Source organism: Pseudomonas migulae, from assembly GCF_043225285.1.
GTDB classification, from domain to species: Bacteria; Pseudomonadota; Gammaproteobacteria; order Pseudomonadales; family Pseudomonadaceae; genus Aquipseudomonas; species Aquipseudomonas migulae_C.
In genome coordinates, this window is the sequence record NZ_CP171224.1 from 778,765 (window position 1) to 802,223 (window position 23,459).

Annotated in this window: 20 protein-coding genes; 8 read left to right on the forward strand and 12 right to left on the reverse strand. The window is 62.7% G+C overall.

Annotated features, from left to right (window positions below; all coding sequences use genetic code 11):
* Nucleotides 1-64: 64 nt before the first annotated feature.
* Both ACF6ZU_RS03595 and ACF6ZU_RS03600 read right to left on the reverse strand, forming a co-directional pair.
* On the reverse strand, nt 65-799 hold the full coding sequence (locus ACF6ZU_RS03595; protein ID WP_392890557.1) for a thioesterase II family protein: 735 nt from the start codon (nt 797-799) through the stop codon (nt 65-67).
* Between the two features lie 177 nt (nt 800-976).
* Nucleotides 977-2,149 carry an MFS transporter gene (locus tag ACF6ZU_RS03600; RefSeq protein WP_392890558.1) on the reverse strand — a complete coding sequence of 391 codons (1,173 nt, stop codon included), beginning with the start codon at nt 2,147-2,149 and terminating at the stop codon, nt 977-979.
* A gap of 266 nt (nt 2,150-2,415) precedes the next feature.
* Here ACF6ZU_RS03600 and ACF6ZU_RS03605 point away from each other — a divergent pair, with 266 nt between their 5' ends.
* The 3 genes from ACF6ZU_RS03605 to ACF6ZU_RS03615 all read left to right on the forward strand — a co-directional run bounded on the left by ACF6ZU_RS03605 (nt 2,416) and on the right by ACF6ZU_RS03615 (nt 5,709).
* On the forward strand, nt 2,416-3,216 hold the full coding sequence (locus ACF6ZU_RS03605) for a glucose 1-dehydrogenase (RefSeq protein ID WP_392890559.1): 801 nt from the start codon (nt 2,416-2,418) through the stop codon (nt 3,214-3,216).
* Nucleotides 3,209-5,035, forward strand: a complete 1,827-nt coding sequence (locus ACF6ZU_RS03610; protein WP_392890560.1) for a glycoside hydrolase family 15 protein — start codon at nt 3,209-3,211, stop codon at nt 5,033-5,035. Before ACF6ZU_RS03605 ends, ACF6ZU_RS03610 begins: the two co-directional genes overlap by 8 nt.
* A gap of 284 nt (nt 5,036-5,319) precedes the next feature.
* Entirely contained in the window at nt 5,320-5,709 is a 390-nt protein-coding gene (locus ACF6ZU_RS03615; RefSeq protein WP_392890561.1) for a hypothetical protein, read from the forward strand.
* Here ACF6ZU_RS03615 and ACF6ZU_RS03620 read toward each other — a convergent pair.
* Nucleotides 5,706-6,704 (reverse strand): GlxA family transcriptional regulator, encoded by a 999-nt coding sequence (locus ACF6ZU_RS03620; RefSeq protein ID WP_392890562.1) that lies wholly within the window; start codon nt 6,702-6,704, stop codon nt 5,706-5,708. The genes ACF6ZU_RS03615 and ACF6ZU_RS03620 overlap by 4 nt on opposite strands.
* A 90-nt stretch (nt 6,705-6,794) precedes the next feature.
* Between ACF6ZU_RS03620 and inhA the strand changes: the two genes are divergently transcribed.
* Nucleotides 6,795-7,478: an isonitrile hydratase gene (inhA, locus tag ACF6ZU_RS03625; RefSeq protein ID WP_392890563.1), complete on the forward strand. Its 684-nt coding sequence runs from the start codon at nt 6,795-6,797 to the stop codon at nt 7,476-7,478.
* A 708-nt stretch (nt 7,479-8,186) separates the two neighbouring features.
* Here inhA and ACF6ZU_RS03630 read toward each other — a convergent pair.
* Nucleotides 8,187-8,675 (reverse strand): SRPBCC family protein, encoded by a 489-nt coding sequence (locus tag ACF6ZU_RS03630; RefSeq protein ID WP_392890564.1) that lies wholly within the window; start codon nt 8,673-8,675, stop codon nt 8,187-8,189.
* A gap of 197 nt (nt 8,676-8,872) precedes the next feature.
* Here ACF6ZU_RS03630 and ACF6ZU_RS03635 point away from each other — a divergent pair, with 197 nt between their 5' ends.
* Both ACF6ZU_RS03635 and ACF6ZU_RS03640 read left to right on the forward strand, forming a co-directional pair.
* Nucleotides 8,873-9,796: an ADP-ribosylglycohydrolase family protein gene (locus ACF6ZU_RS03635; RefSeq protein WP_392890565.1), complete on the forward strand. Its 924-nt coding sequence runs from the start codon at nt 8,873-8,875 to the stop codon at nt 9,794-9,796.
* A 49-nt stretch (nt 9,797-9,845) separates the two neighbouring features.
* Nucleotides 9,846-10,247 carry a lysozyme inhibitor LprI family protein gene (locus tag ACF6ZU_RS03640; RefSeq protein ID WP_392890566.1) on the forward strand — a complete coding sequence of 134 codons (402 nt, stop codon included), beginning with the start codon at nt 9,846-9,848 and terminating at the stop codon, nt 10,245-10,247.
* Nucleotides 10,248-10,359: 112 nt separating this feature from the next.
* Here the strand turns inward: ACF6ZU_RS03640 and peaD are convergent, their stop codons facing one another.
* From peaD to peaA, 4 genes are all read right to left on the reverse strand, one after another.
* Nucleotides 10,360-11,478, reverse strand: a complete 1,119-nt coding sequence (gene peaD, locus ACF6ZU_RS03645; RefSeq protein ID WP_392890567.1) for a quinohemoprotein amine dehydrogenase subunit beta — start codon at nt 11,476-11,478, stop codon at nt 10,360-10,362.
* A gap of 25 nt (nt 11,479-11,503) precedes the next feature.
* Nucleotides 11,504-11,827 (reverse strand): quinohemoprotein amine dehydrogenase subunit gamma, encoded by a 324-nt coding sequence (gene qhpC, locus ACF6ZU_RS03650; RefSeq protein ID WP_008027961.1) that lies wholly within the window; start codon nt 11,825-11,827, stop codon nt 11,504-11,506.
* Between the two features lies 1 nt (nt 11,828).
* Nucleotides 11,829-13,259, reverse strand: coding sequence for a quinohemoprotein amine dehydrogenase maturation protein (gene peaB, locus ACF6ZU_RS03655; protein ID WP_008027964.1), 1,431 nt, complete (start codon nt 13,257-13,259; stop codon nt 11,829-11,831).
* A gap of 81 nt (nt 13,260-13,340) precedes the next feature.
* Complete coding sequence (gene peaA, locus ACF6ZU_RS03660) at nt 13,341-14,921, reverse strand: quinohemoprotein amine dehydrogenase subunit alpha (RefSeq protein WP_392890568.1); 1,581 nt, start codon at nt 14,919-14,921, stop codon at nt 13,341-13,343.
* Between the two features lie 431 nt (nt 14,922-15,352).
* Between peaA and ACF6ZU_RS03665 the strand changes: the two genes are divergently transcribed.
* The gene (locus tag ACF6ZU_RS03665; protein ID WP_392890569.1) at nt 15,353-15,733 is read left to right on the forward strand and encodes a hypothetical protein; all 381 of its coding nucleotides are present in this window, start codon (nt 15,353-15,355) and stop codon (nt 15,731-15,733) included.
* Between the two features lie 497 nt (nt 15,734-16,230).
* On the forward strand, nt 16,231-17,721 hold the full coding sequence (locus tag ACF6ZU_RS03670; RefSeq protein WP_392890570.1) for an aldehyde dehydrogenase family protein: 1,491 nt from the start codon (nt 16,231-16,233) through the stop codon (nt 17,719-17,721).
* A 137-nt stretch (nt 17,722-17,858) separates the two neighbouring features.
* Here ACF6ZU_RS03670 and ACF6ZU_RS03675 read toward each other — a convergent pair whose 3' ends face one another.
* From ACF6ZU_RS03675 to ACF6ZU_RS03690, 4 genes are read right to left on the reverse strand one after another with little or no spacing between them, the layout of a single operon-like run.
* On the reverse strand, nt 17,859-19,148 hold the full coding sequence (locus ACF6ZU_RS03675) for a tryptophan 7-halogenase (protein WP_392890571.1): 1,290 nt from the start codon (nt 19,146-19,148) through the stop codon (nt 17,859-17,861).
* Complete coding sequence (locus ACF6ZU_RS03680) at nt 19,145-19,822, reverse strand: S8 family serine peptidase (protein WP_392890572.1); 678 nt, start codon at nt 19,820-19,822, stop codon at nt 19,145-19,147. The genes ACF6ZU_RS03675 and ACF6ZU_RS03680 overlap by 4 nt, the downstream gene beginning before the upstream one ends.
* Entirely contained in the window at nt 19,812-21,530 is a 1,719-nt protein-coding gene (locus ACF6ZU_RS03685; RefSeq protein ID WP_392890573.1) for an ABC transporter ATP-binding protein, read from the reverse strand. Before ACF6ZU_RS03685 ends, ACF6ZU_RS03680 begins: the two co-directional genes overlap by 11 nt.
* Nucleotides 21,530-23,434, reverse strand: coding sequence for a sigma-54-dependent Fis family transcriptional regulator (locus ACF6ZU_RS03690; protein WP_392890574.1), 1,905 nt, complete (start codon nt 23,432-23,434; stop codon nt 21,530-21,532). Before ACF6ZU_RS03690 ends, ACF6ZU_RS03685 begins: the two co-directional genes overlap by 1 nt.
* Between the last annotated feature and the right edge of the window lie 25 nt (nt 23,435-23,459).

Here is a 23,459-nt window from a genome sequence, read left to right on the forward strand (position 1 = left end):
AGCCTGACACTCCGAGGTGTGCTCAAGCTCATCGCGAGCAGGCTCGCTCCTACAGGGTATTGGGTCAGGCAGTGGCAGCCATGGCGTGGCGACGATGGTGAACGTCGAGCTGGTCCTTGATCACCCGCAACACCTTGGCTTCATGCTCATGGATGAAGAAGTGACCACCGGCCAGCATGTCCACGGAAAAACTGCCGTGGGTTTCCTGGCTCCAGCCGATCAACTGTTCGGTGGTCGCGCGATCGGCCTTGCCGCCGAGCACGTGCACCGGGCATCTCAACAACGGGCGCTGGACAGGCTCGAAGCGACCGCACATGAGGAAATCCGCGCGCAGGATCGGCAGCGTCAGGCTCATCAACTCTTCATTGGCCAGCACTTCTTCGCTAGTGCCATTGAGGGTGCGCAATTGGTCGATCAATTGCGCGTCGGTTTTCGGCTCGGCAAAACCCTGATCGTAATCGGCCCGCATCGTCGGCGCGGCCGTACCGGAAGCAAACAGCGCCACCGGTTCCGGGCAACCCAGTGAACGAAAGGCGTGGGCCATTTCACAAGCGAGCAACGCGCCAAGGCTGTGGCCGAACAGCGCGTACGGCGCCTTGAGCGTGGCTTTCTGTTCCTGGGCAAGTTGCAGCGCCAGGCGCCGCATGTCGGTGTGCAACGGCTCGCCGAACCGCGCGCCACGACCCGGCAGCTCCACCGGTTGCAGCGTGAGCCACTCCGGCAGCTTGCGCCGCCAGCGGCTGTAGACCATGGCGCTCGCGCCTGAATAGGGCAGGCACAGCAATGTCAGCTGGGTCACCGGGCGTACCTCGAAAAGTTGTCTGTCAGGAAAACGGATCAGGTACGCAGGAAATTAGTCATGCACAGATCCCATGTGGGAGCGAGACCGGCTTGCCGGCGATGGCGGTGTGTCAGGCACCATTGATGCAACCTGACACTCCGCCATCGCCAGCAAGCCGGCTCCTACAGGGGGTCTTTATTTCAGATGGCGATAGGTGGGGATTGCTGACCCAAGCACGACGGCGCCGGCCGCAATCGCCACCCAGAACCCGCTGCGCGCGCCAAACGCATCCACCAGCCAACCCGAACTGGCGGCACCAATCGCCACGCCAATGCTCAACCCGGTGATCAGCCAGGTCAGGCCTTCAGTGAGTCTGGCCGGCGGCACGATGCGCTCCACCAGAGCCATCGCCACAATCAGCGTCGGCGCAAAAAACAGCCCGGAGACAAAAACGGCCATCGCCAACCCGAGAAGGTTGCTCGCCAGCAGCAGCGGCAGCGTGGTCACCGCCGTCGCCACCCCGCCGTACAGAAACAGCCGCGGCAACGGCACTTTCGAACGCAATGCGCCGAACGCCAATCCTGCCAGGCACGAACCGATGGCATACACCGACAGCACAATGCTCGCCGCTGCCGGCTGGCCCTGATGCTGGGCGAAGGCCACGCTGACCACATCGACCACGCCGACGATGGTGCCCATGCCGACCATCAACAGCATCAGCAACTGAATGTCCACAGAACGAATGATCGCGCCCTGATGTTGCTCTTCATGGGGATGAATCGCCGGCTCCGTGTCCCGTTGCAGGACAAACGCCGTGACGCCAATCGCCAGCATCAGCAACGCCGCCAATGGCCCGGCCTCAGGGAACGCCACCACACACAGGCCCACCGACAGCGGCGGGCCGACGATAAAGCAGACTTCGTCGAGCACCGACTCCAGGGCATACGCAGTTTGCAATTCGGGCTGGCCGCGATAGACCTCGGTCCAGCGCGCCCGCACCATCGCCGACATGTTCGGCATGCAACCGGCCAGCGCAGCGAACACGAACAGCGTCCACTGCGGCGCCTGAAACCGCGTGCACAGCAACACCAGCAACAACGCCCCGCCCCCGATCAACGCCGCCACCGGCAGGATCCGCCGCTGCCCGAACCGGTCCACCAGCCGTGACACCTGCGGCGCGCAAAACGCCGTGGCCAGGGCAAACGTCGCCGCCACCGCACCGGCCAGCCCATAGCCGCCTTGCAGCTGCGAAAGCATGGTGATCAGGCCGATACCGGTCATGGAAATCGGCATGCGCGCGATCATCCCGGCCAGCACAAAGGCACGGCTGCCCGGGGCTTTGAACAGGTCGCGGTAGGGGTTGGCCATGGTTCGGCTCTCGACAGGGGCCTGCAAGTTGCCATAAGGCTGGTTGAGGGGAAAGCGGGTAATTGTTGGTTGAGTGTTAAGGCCCCATCGCCGGCAAGCCGGCTCCTACAATTGACCGCGTTCCATCTGGAACAACTCGATCAACTGTAGGAGCCGGCTTGCCGGCGATGGGGCCCGCTCAAACACCTCAAAATCCGGACCAACTGAACTCTCCACCACCCAAACCAGTCAGCTGATAAGGCCCTCACCGCAAGGCGCTAACCTTCATGCTGATTTCTCTAGACCAACAAGTCGCCCTGATCACCGGCGCCAGTTCCGGCATCGGCGCAGGCGCCGCCAAAGCCCTGGCCGCCGCCGGTGCCGCCGTGGTGATCAACTACAATTCCCAGGCTGAACCCGCCGAACAACTGGCGCGGCAGATCAACGCGCAAGGCGGTCGCGCCCTCGCCATCGGTGCCGATGTTTCCAAGGAAGCCGACGTCGAACGGCTGTTCGCCCAGACCCTCGAAGCCTTCGGCTCACTGGACATTCTGGTCGCCAACTCCGGGATGCAAAAAGACGCGAATACGGTGGACATGAGCCTAGACGACTGGAACCAGGTGATCGGTGTCAACCTCACCGGCCAGTTCCTCTGCGCCCGCGCCGCCCTGCGGATTTTCACCCGACAAGGCATCCGTGAAGGCGTGTCCCGGGCCGCCGGCAAAATCATCCACATGAGCTCGGTGCACCAACGCATCCCCTGGGCCGGTCACGCCAACTACGCCGCGTCCAAGGGCGGCGTCGACATGCTCATGCAAACCCTCGCCCAGGAAGTCAGCCACCAGCGCATCCGCATCAACGGCATCGCACCGGGGGCGATTCGCACGGCAATCAACCGCGCCGCCACCGAGGGTGACGCCGCGCAGGCACTGCTCAAACTCATTCCTTACGGCCGCATCGGCGACGTCGAAGACATCGCCAACGCCGTAGTCTTCCTCGCCTCCGATGCCTCCGACTACATCGTCGGCACCACCCTGTTCATCGACGGCGGCATGAGCCTCTATCCGGAGTTTCGCGGCAATGGCTGAACATCATCCCGAACGACAAAGCGCCATCGACGCCCACGGCATCATTGGCGACATGCGCAGCGCGGCACTGGTCAACGACAAGGGCAGCGTGGATTTTTTTTGCTGGCCGGAATTCGACAGCCCCTCGATCTTCTGCTCGCTGCTGGACACGCCCGAGGCCGGCATTTTCCAACTGTCACCGGACCTGCCCGACGCCCGCCGCGAGCAAATCTACCTGCCCGACACTAACGTGCTGCAAACCCGCTGGCTCAGCGATAGCGCGGTGGTCGAGGTCACCGACCTGCTGCCGATCGGCGACAGCGAAGATGACCTGCCGCTGCTGATGCGCCGGGTGCGGGTGGTCAGCGGCCAGGCAACGTTTCACCTGCGCTGCGCCGTGCGCCATGACTACGCCCGCGCCCAAACCCGCGCCAGGATGGATGAAAAAGATGTGGCGTTCGAAGCGGCTGACCAGCCGTCCATGCGCTTGTCATCGGACCAAGCGCTGAGTGTCGAGGATGACGCTGCAGTGGCCGAATTCACGCTGAAACAGGACCAGAGTGCGCAGTTTTTACTGGGTGGTTTCGACGATCCGCGTTTCAAGGAAGGGGCCGCCGCGTTGTGCCTCGAACGCACGCTGAAATTCTGGCGCGACTGGACCAGCCAGTCCAACTACCGCGGTCGCTGGCGGGAAATGGTCAACCGCTCGGCCCTCGCGCTAAAACTGCTGACCTCGCGCAAGCACGGCGCGATCCTCGCGGCCGCGACCTTCGGCCTGCCGGAAACGCCCGGCGGCGAACGCAACTGGGATTATCGCTACACCTGGATCCGCGACGCCTCCTTCACGGTCTACGCCTTCATGCGCCTGGGGTTTGTCCAGGAGGCCAACGACTACATGCGCTGGCTGCGCGGACGGGTCAGCGATTGCCACGGCAAATCGATGAAACTCAACATCCTCTACGCCATCGATGGCCGCCAGGAATTGCCCGAAGTCGAACTCTCGCACCTGTCCGGTCATGGCGGCGCCACACCGGTGCGCATCGGCAACGGCGCATATCAGCAGGTCCAGCTCGACATCTTCGGCGAGCTGATGGACGCGGTGTATCTGGTCAACAAGTACGGCGATGCGATTTCCCATGAAGGCTGGAAACACGCGGTGGAAGTGGTCGATCAGGTCTGCGAAACCTGGCAGCAAAAAGACGTCGGCATCTGGGAAATGCGCGGCGAGCAGCATCACTTCCTGCACTCGCGACTGATGTGCTGGGTGGCGCTGGACCGGGCCATCCGCCTCGCCTCCAAACGTTCGCTGCCCGCCCCGTTCGCCCGCTGGGACCAGACCCGGCAGGCGATCTACGCCGACATCTGGGAAAACTTCTGGAACGAAGAACGCGGGCATTTCGTCCAGCACATCGGCGGCACCGCGCTGGACGGTTCGATGCTGCTGATGCCGCTGGTGCGTTTCGTCAGCGCCAAGGATCCGCGCTGGCTCGCCACCCTCGAAGCCATCGAAAAACACCTGGTGCGCGACGGCATGGTGTACCGCTACCGCAACGACGACGCGCGGATCGACGGCCTAGACGGCACCGAAGGCGCGTTCGCCGCCTGTTCGTTCTGGTACGTCGAATGCCTGGCCCGGGCGGGACAGGTGGAAAAGGCCCATCTGGAGTTTGAACAACTGCTGCGTTACGCCAACCCGCTGGGGTTGTACGCCGAGGAACTCGACAGCCACGCGCGGCACCTCGGCAACACGCCGCAAGCGCTGACGCACCTGGCGTTGATCAGCGCGGCGAGCTTTCTTGATCGGAAATTGAGTGGGGAGAAGAGTTCCTGGCAACCTTGAGGCCGCGTCGCCCCAATCGCGAGCAGGCTCGCTCCCACATTGACACTGCGTAAACAGATCCATTGTGGGAGCGAGCCTGCTCGCGATTAGGCCATCAGCCTGAAGACGAAGAACATCGGTACACGCAGATCATGCGTCCTACAACCCTTAAACAAAAACCAGCAAAAAAACCATTTCCTCCCGACGTAAAATCCCTTGTTGCCACCCCCGACAACCCCACCTACCATCGTTGCTCAACGGGCACAGCGGAGCTGTCCAACAAAACCCGAATTCAAGGAACCCGAATGACCCAACGCATCCACCGCAGCATCGATACCCCACTCCGTTCAGGCCTGAACCGCGATCAACTGTGGGATGCCCCCGACAAAGGCCTGATCAAATGCTGGGAAATCGGCCGCCAGCGCGCCGCCCGCTTTCCCGAACTCGCCCAACAATGCCTGGCCGATGAACTGCCGGTATTGGGCTGGAAAGGTGGCGTCAGCCGCAGCCTGAAAAAACTCGAAAAGTACGGATCGCTCAAGTACCTGGCGCAGTGGCAAGGGTTGCGTGGGGAAGATCTGCAAGTTGATCTGACAGAGGAACGCGCGCTGACCTGTTCCCGGACCGGGATGGTGGTGACGTTCACGCCGGATCGGGCCAAGTATTTCAATCAGGTGGCGGAAGTGGAAGGCTAGGATTCGCTGCTTGCGGCGAACGCGGCACTGTCTGGAGCACTGACCGAAAACCGCTCCCGATACGCTTGCGGCGTCACGCCCATGGCCCGCAGGAAACTGCGGCGCAAGGTCTCTTCGCTGCCGAAGCCGCACTGCACCGCGACCCGTTTGATCGGTACGCCGGTGTCGCTGAGCAAGCGGCGCGCAGTCTCGACCCGGATCAGTTCGATGGCCCGTGCGGGGGTCTGGCCGGTGTCGGCGCGGTAGTGGCGGACGAAGCTGCGCTCGCTCATGCCCGCCTGCAGGGCCAGGGTGGGAATGCCGAGGTCCATGGTGAGATTTTCGCTGATCCAGGCGTGAAGGTCGTCGAAGCGGCTGCCTTCTTTTTGCAGCGACAGGGTCACGCTGAATTGCGACTGGCCGCCCGGACGCTTGAGAAACACCACCAACTGCTGTGCGACTTCCAGCGCCATGGTGCGCCCGAGGTCGGCTTCGACCATCGCCAGCGCGAGGTCGATGCCGGCGGTGACCCCCGCCGAGGTCCACACCGGGCCGTCATTGATGAAGATCGGATTAGGCTCGACCCGCAGTTGCGGATGCGTCTGCGCCAACTGCTCGCAGCGGGTCCAGTGGGTGACCACCCGCCGACCATCGAGCCAGCCGCTGGCCGCCAGCAAAAACGCCCCGGTGCACACCGAGGCCACCCGCCGACACCCCGCCGCATGTTCACGCACCCACGTCACCAACTCTTCATCTTCGGCCGCCGCGTAAACGCCCCAGCCGCCGGAGATGATCAGGGTGTCGCTAGCTTGCACGGGCAACGGCTCGGCCATCAGCGCCAACCCCGCCGACGACATCACCGCCCCGCCGCCGCTGGCAATCACCGTCGGTGCGTAGGGCGCGGGCAAACCTTTCTGGCGGGCAATGTCATTGGCCGAGGCGAACACCTGCAACGGCCCGGTGACGTCGAGCAGCTGTGCGTTGGCAAACGCGAGCACATGAATGGTCTTGGGCATGATTGGCGTAATTCGTGGGGTAATTGGCGTATGCGCCAAATCCTACGAGTCTAGAGTGAAGTCGTCCACCCACTTCGCGAGAAACTCATCATGACGTTGCAGATCGGTTTTCTGTTGTTTCCCCAGGTTCAGCAACTGGACCTGACCGGCCCTTACGACGTGCTGGCCTCGCTGCCGGATGTGAAGGTGCACCTGATCTGGAAGGACCTTGTGCCGGTCACCGCGAGCACCGGCCTGGTGCTGAAGCCCACCGTCACGTTCGACGATTGCCCGGCGCTGGATGTGATCTGCGTGCCCGGCGGCAGCGGGGTCGGGCCGCTGATGGAAGATGACGAGACGCTGACGTTCATCAAGGCGCAGGCGGACCAGGCGCGGTACGTCACGTCGGTGTGCACGGGCGCATTGGTACTCGGCGCGGCGGGTCTGCTGAAAGGCAAGCGCGCGACCACGCATTGGGCGTATCACGAATTGCTCGGGCCGCTGGGAGCCATTCCGGTGAAAGACCGGGTGGTGCGTGATGGCAATCTGTTGACCGGTGGCGGGATCACCGCCGGGATCGATTTTGCCCTGACCCTGGCCGCTGAGTTGTTCGATAAGGACACGGCGCAATTGGTCCAGTTGCAGCTGGAATACGCACCGGCACCGCCGTTTCAGTCGGGCAGCCCGCAAACCGCGCCGCAAAGCGTATTGGCGGAGGCCCATCGGCGTACGGCGCAATCGCTGCAGCAGCGGGCGCAGATCACTGAGCGGGTCGCCGCAAATCTTGGTTTGTAAATAATCAACTGTAGGAGCCAGCTTGCTGGCGATGGCGGTGGGTCAGCAAACACGTTTATCGCCTGAACGGACGCTATCGCCGGCAAGCCGGCTCCTACAATTCGAACCGTGTGAACCCGATCCTCTGTAGGAGCCAGCTTGCTGGCGATAGCGGTGGGTCAGCAAATACGTTTATCGCCTGAACGGACGCTATCGCCGGCAAGCCGGCTCCTACAATTCGAACCGTGTGAACCCGATCCTCTGTAGGAGCCGGCTTGCTGGCGATGGCGGTGGGTCAGCAAACACGTTTATCGCCTGAACGGACGCTATCGCCGGCAAGCCGGCTCCTACAGTTGAAATATGTAGTCCCCTAGCACTGCGTCTGCAGGAAATCGCAGTCACGTTGACCCTGACACAACGGCAACGAGCACTTTGCTACGGACGAAAAAAAACCCGCCAGAGGCGGGTTTTCCCAAGACCATTGTCGACTCCCTGTCGGTAGCGAATCCTTGCTGATGGTCGATCATCCGTGATCCTGAAGCGCTTCCTGTGCTTCAGTTGATGTGGCTAGATTACGCATCGGATCCAATGTGCAATAGACGACATAGCTACCATCGCGTGTAAGACATTCGCCATAGCCACCCTTCCGAAAACCCTTAGACGCCTCAGGTGTCGAGCGCTCAAGCCGCGAGTTTCGAGGCCTGCAGCGAAGCTACGACAGATATGGCGTCATTCTTCCTGCCTCACCCGGGCTTTGGCAGTTTCAGCCAGAAACTGTTCGATATTGTTCATCTGTTCCTCCCAGCCGCGACTGTCCATGCGGAACGCCTTCTCCCGGCGGGACTGCGGAATATGGTCGAAACCGGATTCGGAGACTTTGAGCAACGTGCCTTCCGGGTGGTCTTCCAGTTCGAACTTCACCAGCGTGGTGGGCTCCTGGGAATAGTCGATATTCGAGTTGACCGCATAGGGATGCCAGCGAAACGAAAACACCCGCTCCGGCTCGACCCGTTCCACCAGCACATTCCACAAAACGTGTTCATAACCGGGGTACGTGACCTGCCCCTGAGTCCACTCGCCGGCGACAAAGCGCTTGCCCTCCAGTGCCACGCCAAACCATTGCCCGAACGCCTCGGCATTGGCCAGCACACGCCAGACCTGCGAGCGTGGGGCTTTAAGCAGGATCTTCCTTTCGATGCGATCTGATGCTGGGTTCATAAGTCACCTCCTGTACTGAACAGTAGGCCTGTGTGACCACAAGTCCAACCCTAAAGTTGTACCAATCGGGCCTCTCAATCAACCTGCCTGAAATATTCGGCCGCACATCCGGGGCAAAGTTCGGTGCTGAGGACGGGAGTCATCGGGCGTGAGCTGCTACCGTTTGCAGGAAGACATTGACCGGACAAGGACGATTCATGCAACCCTCACTCACCGAACGTTATCGCGGCGCCCTGCTGGGCCTGGCGTGTGGCGATGCCGTCGGCACCACAGTGGAGTTCCAGCCACGCGGTTCTTTCAGGCCCCTGACGGACATGGTCGGCGGCGGCCCCTTCAACCTGAAGCCCGGGCAATGGACCGACGACACCTCGATGGCCCTGTGCCTGGCCGAAAGCCTGCTGAGCAAAAACGGCTTCGATGCCACCGACCAGATGGGCCGCTACCTCAATTGGTGGCAATGGGGTTACCTCAGTTCCACCGGGGACTGTTTCGACATCGGCATGACCGTAAGCGATGCCCTGGACCGCTATCAGCGAACCGGCGAGCCCTTCGCCGGATCAACCGATCCCTACAGCGCCGGGAATGGCTCGTTGATGCGCCTGGTGCCGGTGGTTCTGTATTACTTCCCAGACCATGAACGAATAAGGGTGTTTTCCGCCAACAGCTCCCGCACGACCCACGGCGCGCCGGAAGCCGTCGAATGTTGTCAGCTGTTCGCCGAGATGATCTGCAACGCCTTACACGGCGCGGCCAAGGCCGATCTGCTGCCGGTGCCGGCCACAACATGGCGCGAACCCAAGGTCGCGGCCATCGCCCGAGGCGACTACCTCGACAAACCTGAAAGCGCCATCCGCGGCAGCGGTTACTGCGTGGCCTCACTGGAAGCGGCGCTGTGGTGTTTTCATCACACAGACAGCTTCGAGGCCGCCATCCTGAAGGCCGCCAACCTGGGCGACGACGCCGACACCACCGCCGCCATCGCCGGTCAACTGGCCGGGGCTTTTTATGGGGTGCAGGCCATTCCGAACGGTTGGTTGCAACGGTTGCACATGCGCGAGGACATCGAAGCCTATGCCGATCGCTTGCTCCAGGCATCAAACACTCCGGCCGCAACGGGATGAGGCTTCGCTACACTGCACCTCATCTTTTCCTGCCACAGCGAGTTTCCCCATGTATCCACGCGTGCTCCTGGCGCTGACGCCGTTGCTGTTCATGCCCTTTGCCCATGCCGTCGATTGCGCCAACGCCACCGACCAGGCCACGATGAATCAATGCGCGGCGCAGCAGGGCAAGGCGGCGGACAAGGAGTTGAATGCGCTTTACCAGCAGATCACCGCACGTTTGAAGGGCAATCCCGACAGCAAGAAACTGCTGGTCGGCGCTCAGCGCGCGTGGATCGGATTTCGCGATGCCGAGTGCAAGTTCTCGGCGTCCGGGGTTGAGGGCGGGAGTGTGTATCCGCTGATCTACGGTGATTGCATCACCGAGTTGACCAAGGCGCGGGTGGAGACCTTCAAGAATTATTTGAAGTGCCAGGAGGGAGACATGAGTTGCCCGGTGCCGGGACAGTAAGTTCTCCAGCGTTTATTGAAGGCCTCTTCGCGAGCAGGCTCGCTCCCACAAGGATCACGCAAAACCTGTGGGAGCGAGCCTGCTCGCGATGGCGTCAGGTCAAACGCCACAATTACCGGACAAAAATCTGCGCCGTGGTAATCGCCATATCCCCACCCGGCAACTTGATGCTGCCCACCTGTTTCAGGCTGTCGGCATCAAAAATCGCCACGTCGTTGAACGTCCCCGCCAGGTAGATCTTGCTGCCGTCCTTGTTGAAGGAAATGCAGTAGTAGGAATGATCCAGCGTCGCCGCCTGGAGCATTTTCTTCTCCTTGATGTCGTACTTCGCCAGGCGGTTGAGCACGCCGAACATCAGGTTCGGGTCCTTCGGCGAGCGCATGCCACTGAAGTAGATTTCCGTCAGCGGGCCGAAGTCGGTGGTTTCGGTCTTGCCGGTTTTCAGGTCGATGCTGAACAGCCCGTACAGGTATTCGGCGGTCGCAGGGTCCTGCTTCTTGTCCTTGAATTTCGCCGCGGTGTAGAGCAGCGAGAAGTCATGACGATAGGTCTGCTGGTTCCACACGTAGAGCACGTCCGGCGCGCTGTAGTTGGCCCGTTTCCAATGCCGGCTGGGAATCAGCACATCGAACTTGCCGGTTTTCACATTGACCTTGTAGACGTCCGCCCCGGCCACATACAGCGTGCCGTCGTCGCCGCTTTGCATGATGGTCAGCTGCCGTGGCGCCGGGAAACTGCGCACGGGCTTGGCGTCCATGCCGGCGTCGGTGGCGTAGACGTCCAGCCGAGGCTGCTGCACTTCGTAGCGGTCGTTGAGCATCAATGTCGGGTTGGCAATGGCGAACAGTTCCTTGCCGTCATGGCTGAGGGTGAAGGCGAACATCGACTTCGCTTTCTCCCCCGGTTTCTGGGTGATGCTGGCGTGGAACACCTGTTTGCAGCTGTCCAGTTCGACGCCGTAGATGTCCGCGTAGTGGTTGTTCAGCACGTAGGCGGTCTTGCGATCCGGCGACAGCTGCACGGTGCCGGGACCAAAGGCGTCGGGCATCTTGCAGGTCTTGAACAGGGTGTCCGTCGCCAGGTCGATGACGTGCAGGTTGTTCGGATAATTGGTGGTCAACATGTACTCGTGACCGTCTTGCAGTACGGTGTTTTCATCGGCCAGAACGTTGAACGAACAGGCGCTCAGGACGGCAAACGCGGCCAGGCCGCAGGCTTTGATGCTAGGCATGCTGGAATCCTTCTTCTCTGTCCGATCACTTGTCTTTCGGGAAGACAGTGCCAAGGTTGCGCCAATTGTCGTTGGACGCCTGGGCATCCTTGTTCCAGTCCGGATAGGTGCTCATCATGTCCGGCACCTGGGCCGGCCACCAGCAAGGGTCGGAGCAGCCATAGAGATCGGCTTCCATCGGCTGGCACAGCGACGACACACCGCCAAACGCATCGATCTCCCAACCCGGGTCGGTGGTCGAGGCGCAGCCCGCGACAGAGCTCATTGCCACCACTTCTTCGATACGGTTTTCGGCCGCGGCCTCATCGAGTTTCAACGCTTTGTTATTGATTGCCTTGAGATGTTTCATATCAGTGAGCCTTGCGCGGAGTGATGTAGCTGCTGATAAACGCAGGGTTGTTGGCCATGATCCGGGTGTAGACCTCGATGCCGAAGTCGACCCAGTCACGCATCAGTTCGCAGTAGTGATAGGTCGGGTGGGTCGGGTCGCCGTAACGGGCGTAGCTCTCGTGGTAGCAGCCGCCGGAGCAGAGGTTGCGGATCTGGCAGTCCTCGCAACCAGTGTTGGTGCGGTCCAGGCGCTGGGACAGGAAGTCGTTCAACTCCACCTGTTTAACGCCGCTGTGCACATTGCCGAAAGTCGGCAGGGACGAGCCGGTAAAGCGGTGGCACAGGTTCAGTTCGCCCTTGTGATCCACCGCCAGCATCTTCAGGCCCGCGCCGCACGGCAGGGCTTTTTTATGGCCTTCGTGAATGTCGGTGATCAGCTGGTGCAGGTTGGAGAAACCGATGTTGCGGTGCTCCAGCGCGGCCTCCAGATAACGCCGGCCGAGGGCCTTCATGTTGGCGAACACCTGCACCAGTTCATCGCTGGTCAGGTTGAAGCTGCTGATGTCGCCGGAGGTCACCGGGGCGAAGCCGACTTCGGCAAACCCCAGTTCGTTGAACAGGTGATCCCAAATGGTTTCGACGTCGGTGACGCCAGTGGTCAGGGTCACCCGCGCGCCGACCGGGCGGCTGTTGTAGCGCGACAGCAACATCTCGGCCTTGCGCCGCACCACGTCGTACGTGCCCTGCCCGCCCACGGTGATGCGGTTGCGGTCGTGCACGGTTTTCGGCCCGTCGATACTCACTGAGAGCCCGAAACGGTGGGCGTTGAGGTAGTCCACGGTTTCTTCGGTGAGCAGCGTGGCGTTGGTGGTCATCACGAACTCGACGAACTTGCCGGCCTCGCGGAAACGCTTCTCGCAGTAATCGACCATGTACTCGATCAGCTTGCGATTGCTCAGCGGTTCGCCGCCGAAGAACACCACGGTGAAACGCTCTTCGTCCGGGGATTCGCGCAGCAGCATTTCCACTGAAGCGATGGCCGTTTCAACGTCCATTTTCTTGCCCGCCGACGGCTTGTCGAGGTCTTCCTTGTAGCAGTAGGTGCAGCTCAGGTTGCAGCCGGTGTTGACGTTGAGCACCACGGTATTGATCGCGGTGCGCTCGACCCGTTTGGTGCCGATGTCCGGCGTCAGCGGCGAGCCGTCGCTGACCAGTTCCAGCGAGATCAGCTCGCGCAGGGTCTCGGTGATTTCTTCGCCGTTGAAGCGCGCGGCCAGACGCTGGATCAGGTCGTCCGAGGAACAGCCAGGCCCGCGCAAGGTATCGATGATGGTGCCGGTCAGCTCATCGCTGGCGAACAGCGAACTGCTGGGAATGTGAAACAGCATGCGGTCGGCGTCGACGTGCACTTCGTGCAGGTTTCGTTCGACCAGATTCAAGATAGCGCCCATTGCAACCTCCTGTGCAAACCCCGCTTGGCGGGGCCTGCGGTCATTCCAAAAAGTGTCTGAAACGGTTAACGGTCAGCCAACTCATGGAATGGGTGGATTGTTCCAGCGTTGCACGGTGACGATCATGTGGCCTTCGCCGGTCAGGGATTTCCCTGCGTCGTCGACGGCGGCGATCACTTTCAGGTTGCCGGCATTGTTGGTGGACATTTTGCGTTGCGGGTTCGGCCCGGCATCGCCCGGTGTGAACACGCCGCTGTCGGCCTGCATGGTGCCGGCGAACTTGACGTCCTCGTCTTCCTTGGCGCGGTCGTCGAAGGCTTCGACCGACCATTGCGCCGGGAACACGCCGATACGGTACGGCTTGCCGTCGGCGCCCTTGCCCCAGGCTTCCGCATCGAAACGGCCCTGGACTTTCGGCGTCGAACCGCCGCCCTCGCCGATCCGTGCCACGGAGAACTCGGGCACCACTTTGACTTCGGCAATTTTGCTGTAGACCGACAGGGTCGGGCCTTTCAGCGTGCCGACGGTGACGTTGCGCACACCCGGCTGGGCATTCGCGGCGGCCTTGAGCTTGACGCGCAGGCGCTCCGGACTTTGCTCCAGCACTTCGACCACTTCCACGCCTTTGCCGAAGTTCGGCTTGCCAGTGAGGCCACTGCCGATCAGGGTCACTTCGCTCTCGGCGCCTGCCTTCAGGTAACCCGGTTGCACCGCGAGCAAACGGCTGCTGCCTTGTTTGGCGGCGACGAAGTCCAGGCCGCGCTCATCGTGCTCGGCCTCGAACATCCGGCCTTGCAGGGCGTTGCCCTGGGCGGCGAACACCTGGCGCATGGTCACGCCGTCGATGGTGACGTTTCCGCGCCATTCGTAGCCGGTATAGAGAATCGCACTGCCGTCGCCGTTGAACGGGCTGCCGTCGGCGTACTGGCCTTTGACGCTGACCTTGAAGGTGTCGTCGCCATCGGCGGTCACGCTCATCACACCGGCGAGTTCACCTTTGCCTGGCAAATGGCCGCTGAAGCTCCAGTCGCCCACCAGCGTGTCCGCTTTCGGCGCGGTGCTCAGCCATTTTTTCCAGGCCGGGTTGTCCAACGGGTAACGCTTGGCCAGCAGCGGCACCATGTCCTTGCGGGCGATGTCGAACCAGTCGCGGTCACGGGCCAGGGCCTGGTATTCCAGCGACGGCCATTGGCCGAGGTGGAAGTTCACCAGACGTTCCCATTCCTGGGCCGGACGACGCTGCAAGGCGACCCGCGCGCCGGAGTGGCAGCGGCCGCACATCTGGCTGGTCTGGTCGTCGAATTTCTCGACGGTATTGAGCCGGCGTTCCAGCGCATAACGCACACCGTCGGTCTCGCTCGGCGCCAGGCCCTGGGTATCGGCCAGGTATTTGACCAGGGTGCGGCGGTCGTCATCGCTGATCTGCAAACCGTGCATGGTCTGCATCCGGGCGATGCTCATCAGCCAGCCTTCCGGCGTCTTGCGCTGGTGGCTGATGCGGCTCAGGGCGTTATCGGCTTCGGGGGTGTGACAGCCCTGACAGGTTTCCTTGAGGATGGTCTGGGCGTCGCGGGCTGCCAGGCTGTCAGGCGAATGCAGCGCCACACAAGCGGCCACGGCCAGCAGACTGACACTCAGGCCTGATCGGAGTTTTCTCTTCATCAACGTCGAACCTCGCACGGTGCTTTCTTATTTTTGTGGCTTATCGTTTTTATGGTTTCTGCCGCCGGCGGCGCGCCGCTGGCGGAGGCAAGAGAAACGTCTGCGATGAGCAATACACGGAGCGTGCCAGCTTGTTAAAACCTCGTTGAATCAAATAGTTGTGAATAAGGGCAGGCATTTTTCCGCTGATGTCATCTCGGCAACACGTTCAATTACGCGACAACTGTTTCACTGTGAGACGAGCATAGGTGAGCAGCGCCGAGGGCGGATGACCACCGATCCCCTGTAGGAGCTGGCTTGCCAGCGATTGTCGTTAACGATGATGCGTGCTGTCTGGATGAACGTGGTGTCTGGGCGTTTTTCGCGAGCAGGCTCGCTCCTACAGGGGATCGGGTTCACACGGTCAAATTGTAGGAGCCGGCTTGCTGGCGATGGACGTTAACGGTGACGCGGGCTGTCTGGATGAACGCGGTGTCTGGGCGTTTTTCGCCAGCAAGCTGGCTCCTACAGGGGATTGGGTTTACACGGTCAAAATGGTAGGAGCCAGCTTGCTGGCGATGGACGTTAACGGTGACGCGGGCTGTCTGAATGAACGCGGTGTCTGGGCGTTTTTCGCCAGCAACCTGGCTCCTACAGGGGATTGGGTTTACACGGTCAAAATGGTAGGAGCCAGCTTGCTGGCGATGGACGTTAACGGTGACGCGGGCTGTCTGGATGAACGCGGTGTCTGGAAGTTTTTCGCCAGCAAGCTGGCTCCTACAGGGGGCGCGCGTACGCTTTTGATCTCCACCACTCATCAGGCCGAGCGGTAGCTCGCCTTGGTTTTTGATCTGGCTTTTGATCTGAGCGCCCCCTCGAGAGGCCGAGTGGAGGTTCTGCGCAGTGGGCAACCCGGCATGGATGCAGGGTTAGCCGCCCCCGGCCATGGATGGCCGATGGCGGCGGGCCCACGGAGCAGGACCGGAGCGAGGGAATGCCGAGCCCTGGCGAGGCACCGAACGAAAGGGGCAAGAGCGCTTGGTTACTTGCCGCTTTTGCAAGTGACTCGCCGTAAGGGCGAAACCATTGGCGGCCGTAACCGCAGAAATGGATATGTACACCAAGAAGAAAAGAGTCGGCTACCAGGACGCCATCGTCGGAACGCCGCCCGCAGCAGTCTCCGGGTGTGTCAGGGGTGTCTCAGTTTGCGACAAAACATGCATCAGCCAATGATCCCATTCACCCAGGAACCCCGCTGAACACAGGGCTTCGGCAAACTGGCACAACCGTTGCGAACGACCTCGCCACACGAACAAAAAGAGGTTTGATCATGACGCTCCCGTACCTGCTCCCCGCCACCTCGGCGTTCATCCAGCGCGCCCCGCGCATGCTTATCGGTGGCGACTGGGTCGAGGCCGCCGACGGCCAGACCATGCCCCTGCACAACCCCGCCACCGGCGAAGTGCTGTGCGTGGTGCCACGGGCCACACCGGAAGACGTTGACCGCGCGGTGCTCGCCGCCCGCCGGGCTTTCGATGATTCGGCCTGGACCCGTACCCGCCCTCGGGAACGGCAGAACCTGCTGTGGAAACTCGCTGACCTGATGCAACGCGACGCCGAACAGCTCGCCCAGCTGGAATGCCTGAACAACGGCAAAAGCGCGGCGGTGGCCCAGGTGATGGACGTGCAACTGGCCATCGATTTCCTGCGCTACATGGCCGGCTGGGCCACCAAGATCGAAGGTTCCAGCGTTGAAGTGTCGTTGCCGTTGATGCCCGACGATCAGTTCCACAGTTTCATCCGCCGCGAAGCGGTGGGCGTGGTCGGCGCCATCGTCGCCTGGAACTTCCCCTTGCTGCTGGCCTGCTGGAAACTCGGCCCGGCCCTCGCCACCGGCTGCACCGTGGTGCTCAAGCCTGCGGACGAAACCCCGCTGACCGCTCTCAAACTGGCCGAACTGGTGCTGGAAGCCGGTTATCCCGAGGGCGTGTTCAACGTGGTCACCGGCACCGGCATCACCGCTGGCTCGGCCCTGACCCACAACCCGCTGGTGGACAAACTGACGTTCACTGGCTCCACCGCCGTGGGCAAGCAGATCGGCAAGATCGCCATGGATTCCATGACCCGGGTCACCCTGGAACTGGGCGGCAAATCGCCGACCATCGTCATGGCCGATGCCGACCTGAAGACGGCTGCAGCCGGCGCCGCCAGTGCGATTTTCTTCAACCAGGGCCAGGTGTGCTGCGCGGGTTCGCGCCTGTATGTGCAGCGCAAGCACTTCGACAATGTGGTCGCGGACATCGCCGACATTGCCAACGCCATGAAGCTCGGCAACGGCCTGGACCCGAGCGTGGAGATGGGGCCGCTGATCTCCGCGCGGCAACAGGAACGCGTCTACGGCTACATCGAAAAGGGCCGGGAAAGTGGCGCGACCATCGCCTGCGGCGGCGAGCAGTTCGGGCCGGGGTTCTTCGTCAAGCCGACGGTGATCGTCGATGTCGATCAGAAGCACTCACTGGTGCAGGAAGAGATCTTCGGCCCGGTGCTGGTGGCGATTCCGTTCGATGACGAGGCGGATGCATTGCGCATGGCCAATGACAGCCCTTACGGGTTGGGCGCGAGTATCTGGTCGAATGACCTGGCTGCGGTGCACCGGATGATTCCACGAATCAAGTCGGGTTCGGTGTGGGTCAATTGCCACAGCGCCCTGGACCCGGCGCTGCCGTTTGGCGGGTACAAGATGTCGGGGGTCGGGCGGGAGATGGGGTATGCGGCGATTGAGCATTACACCGAATTGAAGTCGGTGTTGATCAAGTTGTAATGGCGGCGGCTTCCTGGCCGCTATCGCGAGCAGGCTCGCTCCTACAGTGGTTTTGTGTGATGTCAAAATCACGGCTTCACCAAAAAACTGTGGGAGCGAGCCTGCTCGCGATGGCGGCCTGGAGAGCAACCGAGATATCAGGGCTTGAACCCCTGCCCCAACAACCAACTCCGAACCACCCGCCCCTGCTCCACCGTCAACCCAGCCAACGCTTGTTCCGCCGACTCAGCGCGCAACCGCCGCACAAGAGGCGCCAGCTCAACCCCCTGCACATGCCAGATACCCAACGGTTGATCCGCCGTGATCACCACCTCGGCCTCATCCACAAACCCGTCCTTCAACACCGGCGCACGCTCGATCTTCAGTGCCGCAAAATCCGCCGGCGCATGCGCCACTTCAGCATCCGGCCATTGCCGCCGCGCCTGCCAGAACGGCTGATCCGCCCAACGCTGCTCATCGGCATAAAAATCCCGACCGATCCGCGCAAACCGCAAAAACAACTGCTCCACCCGCTGCTGATGAAACCCTTGGGCCAACCCTGCCCGTTCAGGCTTTTGCAGCAGCGTGTTGATCACCGCCGGCGCCTGCAATGCCGAGGACAACGACTGAAAAATCCCGTTACCCGACAACGGGTCCACCGCCATCGCCGCATCACCGACCCGAATCCAGTTTTCGCCACACACCTGCGGGCACAGAATCGCCGTGCTGCTGCGGGCATGCAGTTGCAGGTCGACCTCGGGCTCGCTGCCGAAAAACGCCTGTGCCAGTGCCGAACCCTGCCGGCGCTGGCGACAGTAATCGAGCAACTGCGCCTTGCCCGGCAACTGGGCGCTGGCCACGTCCACCGTCCACTGCCAATAACACTGACCGTCCGCTCGCCGCGCCATCCACGCCCAGCCGTCCTCAAGGCTTTCCACGGCGCTGGCGGTGTCGCCCGGCGCGCCTTGCCAGCGATTGAGCAGGCTGACCGTCTCCGGGCCGCGCAGGCCCTTGCCGAGCGCCGGCGCCTGCCGTCCGCGCGCCTCCACCAGGAAATCGGCGACCCGCACTTCGTGCCCTTCGATCTCGATCCGATGTCCCGCATCCGTTGCCTGAACGCTCAACACCCGACCTTCGATCAGCTCAACCCCGGCGAGACGCAAGTCTTCGCGCAGGCCTCGGTCAAACACCGGCCGGTCCAACAGGTATTCGATGTTCTGCGCATGCTGCTGACCGTTCCACGACACCTGCCGCTGCGACGGCAGCGCCGCATCGGCCAACGCCTGATGCAGGCCGGCGCCGCGCAAGGCCTCCAGCACCCGGATGGAAACGCCCTCCAGCGCCGCGAACCGTCGCCATTCGCTGACCAGCGTCACCGCGTAACCGAGCCGCCGCAACCCCAAGGCCACCGCCGCGCCCGCCGGCCCTGCGCCGAGAATCAGGATCATCCGCCGACACGCCGTTCAGGGCCGCGATACCGGGCGTTTTCCCGCAGCCAGTCGATGACCTGTTCGTTGCTCGCGTCAGGTTGGGCCACCAGAAAACCTGCAATGTGCCCACTGAGTGCCGCGCAACCGAGGCTGGCGCCGGACTGCCCCGGATACGTCCCGTGCACGCACGCAGCGAAATCCGCCTGGGCGCTGTTCAGCCACGACCACTCCTGCTCGGCGCAGCGCGCATCGCCGGTCACGCGCAGCACCTGTGGATAATTCGCCGGGAACACGCCCTCGCCCTGGGCCGGGCTCGACGCACACAGCAGAATGCCCCGCTCAACGGCCGCCGCGCAGGCTTCGCGCAACAGGCTGCGATCCTGACGCAAGCCGAGGCTCAGGTTGATCAGCCGCACGTCCTGCGCCACCAGCCAGTCGATCGCCGTGGCGATCTGCAAGGCGCTGGTGACACCGCGCTGGTCGAACACCTGGGCCACGCAAAACACCGCCGCCGACGCCCGTCGACTGATGGCCTCGATCACCGCGCTGCCGTGGCCCAGCGGGTCGTCGCGCAACGCAGTTTCGGCCAGCCCGTCTTCCAGCAACGAGAAGCGCCGCCCGGCGATCACTTGCACCTGCTGCGCCACCGAATGGCCGCTGTCCACCACCCCGATTCGCAGTTCAGACTTCATGCAGCACCGTTTTTGACGTGAGCACGCCGTCGAGCAATTCGAAGCGCAGATCGGCATCGGCAAGGGTCGAAGGGCGATGGCTGATGAGGATGCGCGTGCGCCCGGCAAACAGGCGGTCGATGGCCTCGATCACTTCGCGCTCGGTGGCTTCATCCACCGCCGACGTCGCTTCGTCCAGCACCAGAATCAGCGGATCCTGCAACAACGCCCGGGCAATCGCGATGCGCTGTTTCTGCCCGCCCGACAGTTGCTGGCCGCGCTCACCCAGCGGGCTGTCGAGGCCTTCGGGCAACGAGGCGATCAGGCTGTCGAGCTGCGCCAGCCGCGCCACTTCGGCAACAGCTTCGCGACTGGCATCCGGCACGGCGTAGGCGAGGTTGTCGGCGAGGCTGCCGCGAAACAGCACGATGTCCTGGCTGACCACGGCAATTCGCCGGCGCAACTGGAACAGGTCCAGTTCGCGCAGATCAACTTCGCCGAGCAGCACCCGACCGGACTGCGGATCGTGGTGCCGTTGCAGCAGGTCGATCAGCGTCGATTTACCGACCCCGGAGCCTCCGCTCAGGGCGACTTTCAAACCGTAGGGAATTCGCGCTTCGATGCCACGCAAGGTGGGCGGGCGACCGGGATGGGTGAAGTGCACGTCGTCAAAACGCAGCTCGCCCGACGCTGGCATCGGTTTGGGCGCAGCCGGGGTCAGTACCGTTGGCTCTTCACCGCGCAACTCCATCACGCGGCCGAGGCTGACGGTCATTCGCTGAATCGCCACGTACAGACCGAGCAGGCTCTGAACAGGCCCGACCGCCATGCCCAGGTAGGTGGAAAACGCGATCAACGCCCCCAACTGCCACGTCCCCTGCACCACCCAATAACCGCCGATCAAAAACGCACAGGCCCGGGACAGCGACGTCAGCGTGCCCGGCACCGCCTGGGTGAAAAACTCGGTCACCTGCAGGCGCAGCAACTGGCTCATGTAGCCCTGCCCCAGCGTCTCCAGCCGTCGTGATTCCCGTTGTTGCTGACCGGCGGACTGGATGAATTTCATCACCGGCAAGGTCTCGACCATGAACGAAGACATGTCCGCCGACCGTTCGCGCAACTGCCGCACATCGCGCTCGACCTTGCGCCGCATCCAGCGCAGCCAGAGCACATCGAGGGGGATCAGCACCAACGCCAGCAACGAGAGTTTCCACGACAGGGTCAGCAGCATCGCCACGGCGCAGACCAGACCGATCACGCTCGATACCGCCGAGAACAACGAGTCCACGGCGAAACGCTGGATCTCCGCGACATCGCCGTCGAGGCGCGACATCAGGTCACCGATGCGCCGCTGCCCGTAGAAGCTCGGCGACAGGGTTTGCAGGTGCCGATAGAGGTCGTCACGCAGCGCGAACAGGATCCGTCCGGAGAGTCGCGTGTGCAGGTAGCGATTGATCCCCGACAGCGCCGTGCCGAGCAGCCCGGCGACGATCATCAGCCCGGCGATCAGCACCAGCATGGGGAAGTTGCGCGCCAGCAGGCCGTCGTCGATCAACAGCTTGGTCAGCCAGGGTTGCACCAGCACCAGCAGCGAGGCGCAGACCGACAAACCGAGCAGCCCGGCAATCGCCAGGCGATGGGGGCGCACAAAGCTGTACAGCCAGCGCAACGCCGCTTGCAGGGCGTCGGGGTTCTGGCTGTCGATCAGCCGAACGATCAGGCGCTGCATCACGAACGCAACTGTTTGAGCTTGCGATACAGGGTCGCGCGGCTGATGCCCAGGGCGTCGGCGGCGGCCGAGACGTTGCCCTGGTGACTGTCCAGGGACTGGCGAATCAGCTCCAGTTCGTTTTCGCGAATGCTCCCGGAGGGCGGGCGTTCGCTGGCGTTCAGTTCATCGAGCATGCTGTCGGGCAAGTGGTCGAGGGTCAGCACCGTGTCCCCCGGCTCGCGCATGGCCAACGCCGTGCGCAAGACCATTTCCAGTTGGCGGATGTTGCCCGGCCAGTGATAGCCGGCGAGCAAGCGGTTCAGATCGTCATGCAGGACCACGGTCGGGGCGTCGAGCTTCGCCAGCAATCGCGCCACCAGACCGCTGAAATCGTCGCGCTCGCGCAAGGCCGGGAGCATCACGCTGATGCCGTTGACGCGGTAGAACAGGTCTTCGCGGAAGTGCTTTTCTTCGACCAGGCGTTTGAGGTCGCGGTGCGTGGCGCAGATCAGGGCGACGTCGATGTCCTGTTCTTCACCCGCGCCCAGCGGCGCCACTTTGCGGTCCTGCAACACCCGCAGCAGGCGCGCCTGCAAGGCCAGCGGCATGTCGCCGATTTCGTCGAGAAACAGCGTGCCGCCGTGGGCCTGTTGCAGGCGCCCGACCATGCCGCCACGCCGGGAACCGGTGAACGCGCCTTCGCGGTAGCCGAACAGTTCCGACTCGATCAGGCCTTCGGGGATCGCCGCGCAGTTCACCGCGACAAAGGGTTTGTCGCAGCGGCTGCCGGCCATGTGCAAGGCGCGGGCAATCACTTCCTTGCCGGTGCCGGTTTCGCCGAGCAGCAACACCGGCAACTCGTTGGCCAGCCCTTGACGGGCCATGCGCAGCGCGCGGGCATAACGGGCATTGCTGCCCGCCAGGGCGTCGAGATCGGGTTGCGGTTTAGTGGTTTTCGCCGGGCTGCGCGGCGGCGTGCTGACGTTGATCGAACGCTGCGGCGCGCGCAGGGTTTTGTAGAAGAACTCGCCTTTGGCGGTCTGCAAACTGCCGACGCCGCCCTGATGCAAACGCGAGAGCAGTTGCAAGCCATCAACCCCGAGAAACTCCTCGCAACGACGCCCGACCAGCGCCGAGCGTTCGGCATGGAGCAGCTGGCAGGCCTGGGCGCTGACCGCGAGAATCTGCCCGCCGAGGCTCACTGCCAGCAGGCCTTGCCAAGGGGATTCGAGGTATTGCCGACGGCTGTGGAAGGCCAGCACGATCTGCTCGGGGAAACTGGCGTTGAACACCCGGCTTTCGATCTGGCTCACGGCCATGGCCAACAGCGCGGTGCTGTCGTGGACTCGGCCGAGAGGGCCTTCGCGGGTCAGGTCGAGGACGCCGAGGATGTCGCCTTGCGGACAATAAATCGGCACCGAGGTGCAGGAGAAATCGGTCAGGCGATCAAGGTAATGCTCGCCGCAATCGATCATGGTCGGCCGGGCTTCCACCAGCGCGGTGCCCAGCGCGTTGGTGCCGCGAGCGGCTTCGCTCCAGCAGGCACCGAGGGTGATGTCTTGCAGGCCGCTGCCCTTGAGGCGATCGGCGCGGCCTTCGACGGCGAGGATGGTGGCGTCGGAGTTGGCGAGGATGATCAGCCCTTCCTTGCCCTGACGCTCGGCCAGGTAATCGATGGCCGGCAACGCCGCGTCGATCAGCAGGCGATTGCTCGCCAGCAGCACATCGAGGCTCGCGCTCGATTCCAGCGCCAGTTCATGCTTGCTGTTGAAATGCACGCCATGACTGAGGCTGCGCCGCCACGACGCATCGATTTCCGCCCGCAATACGCCATCGGGGACTTCGCCCTCGAGGTGGAGTTTTTCCCGGGCCAGCCGGGCTTCACGGTGCAGCTTGGGGGAGGTTGTTTTTATTAGCGTCATCAAGCGCTCCGGATCGGTCCGCCCT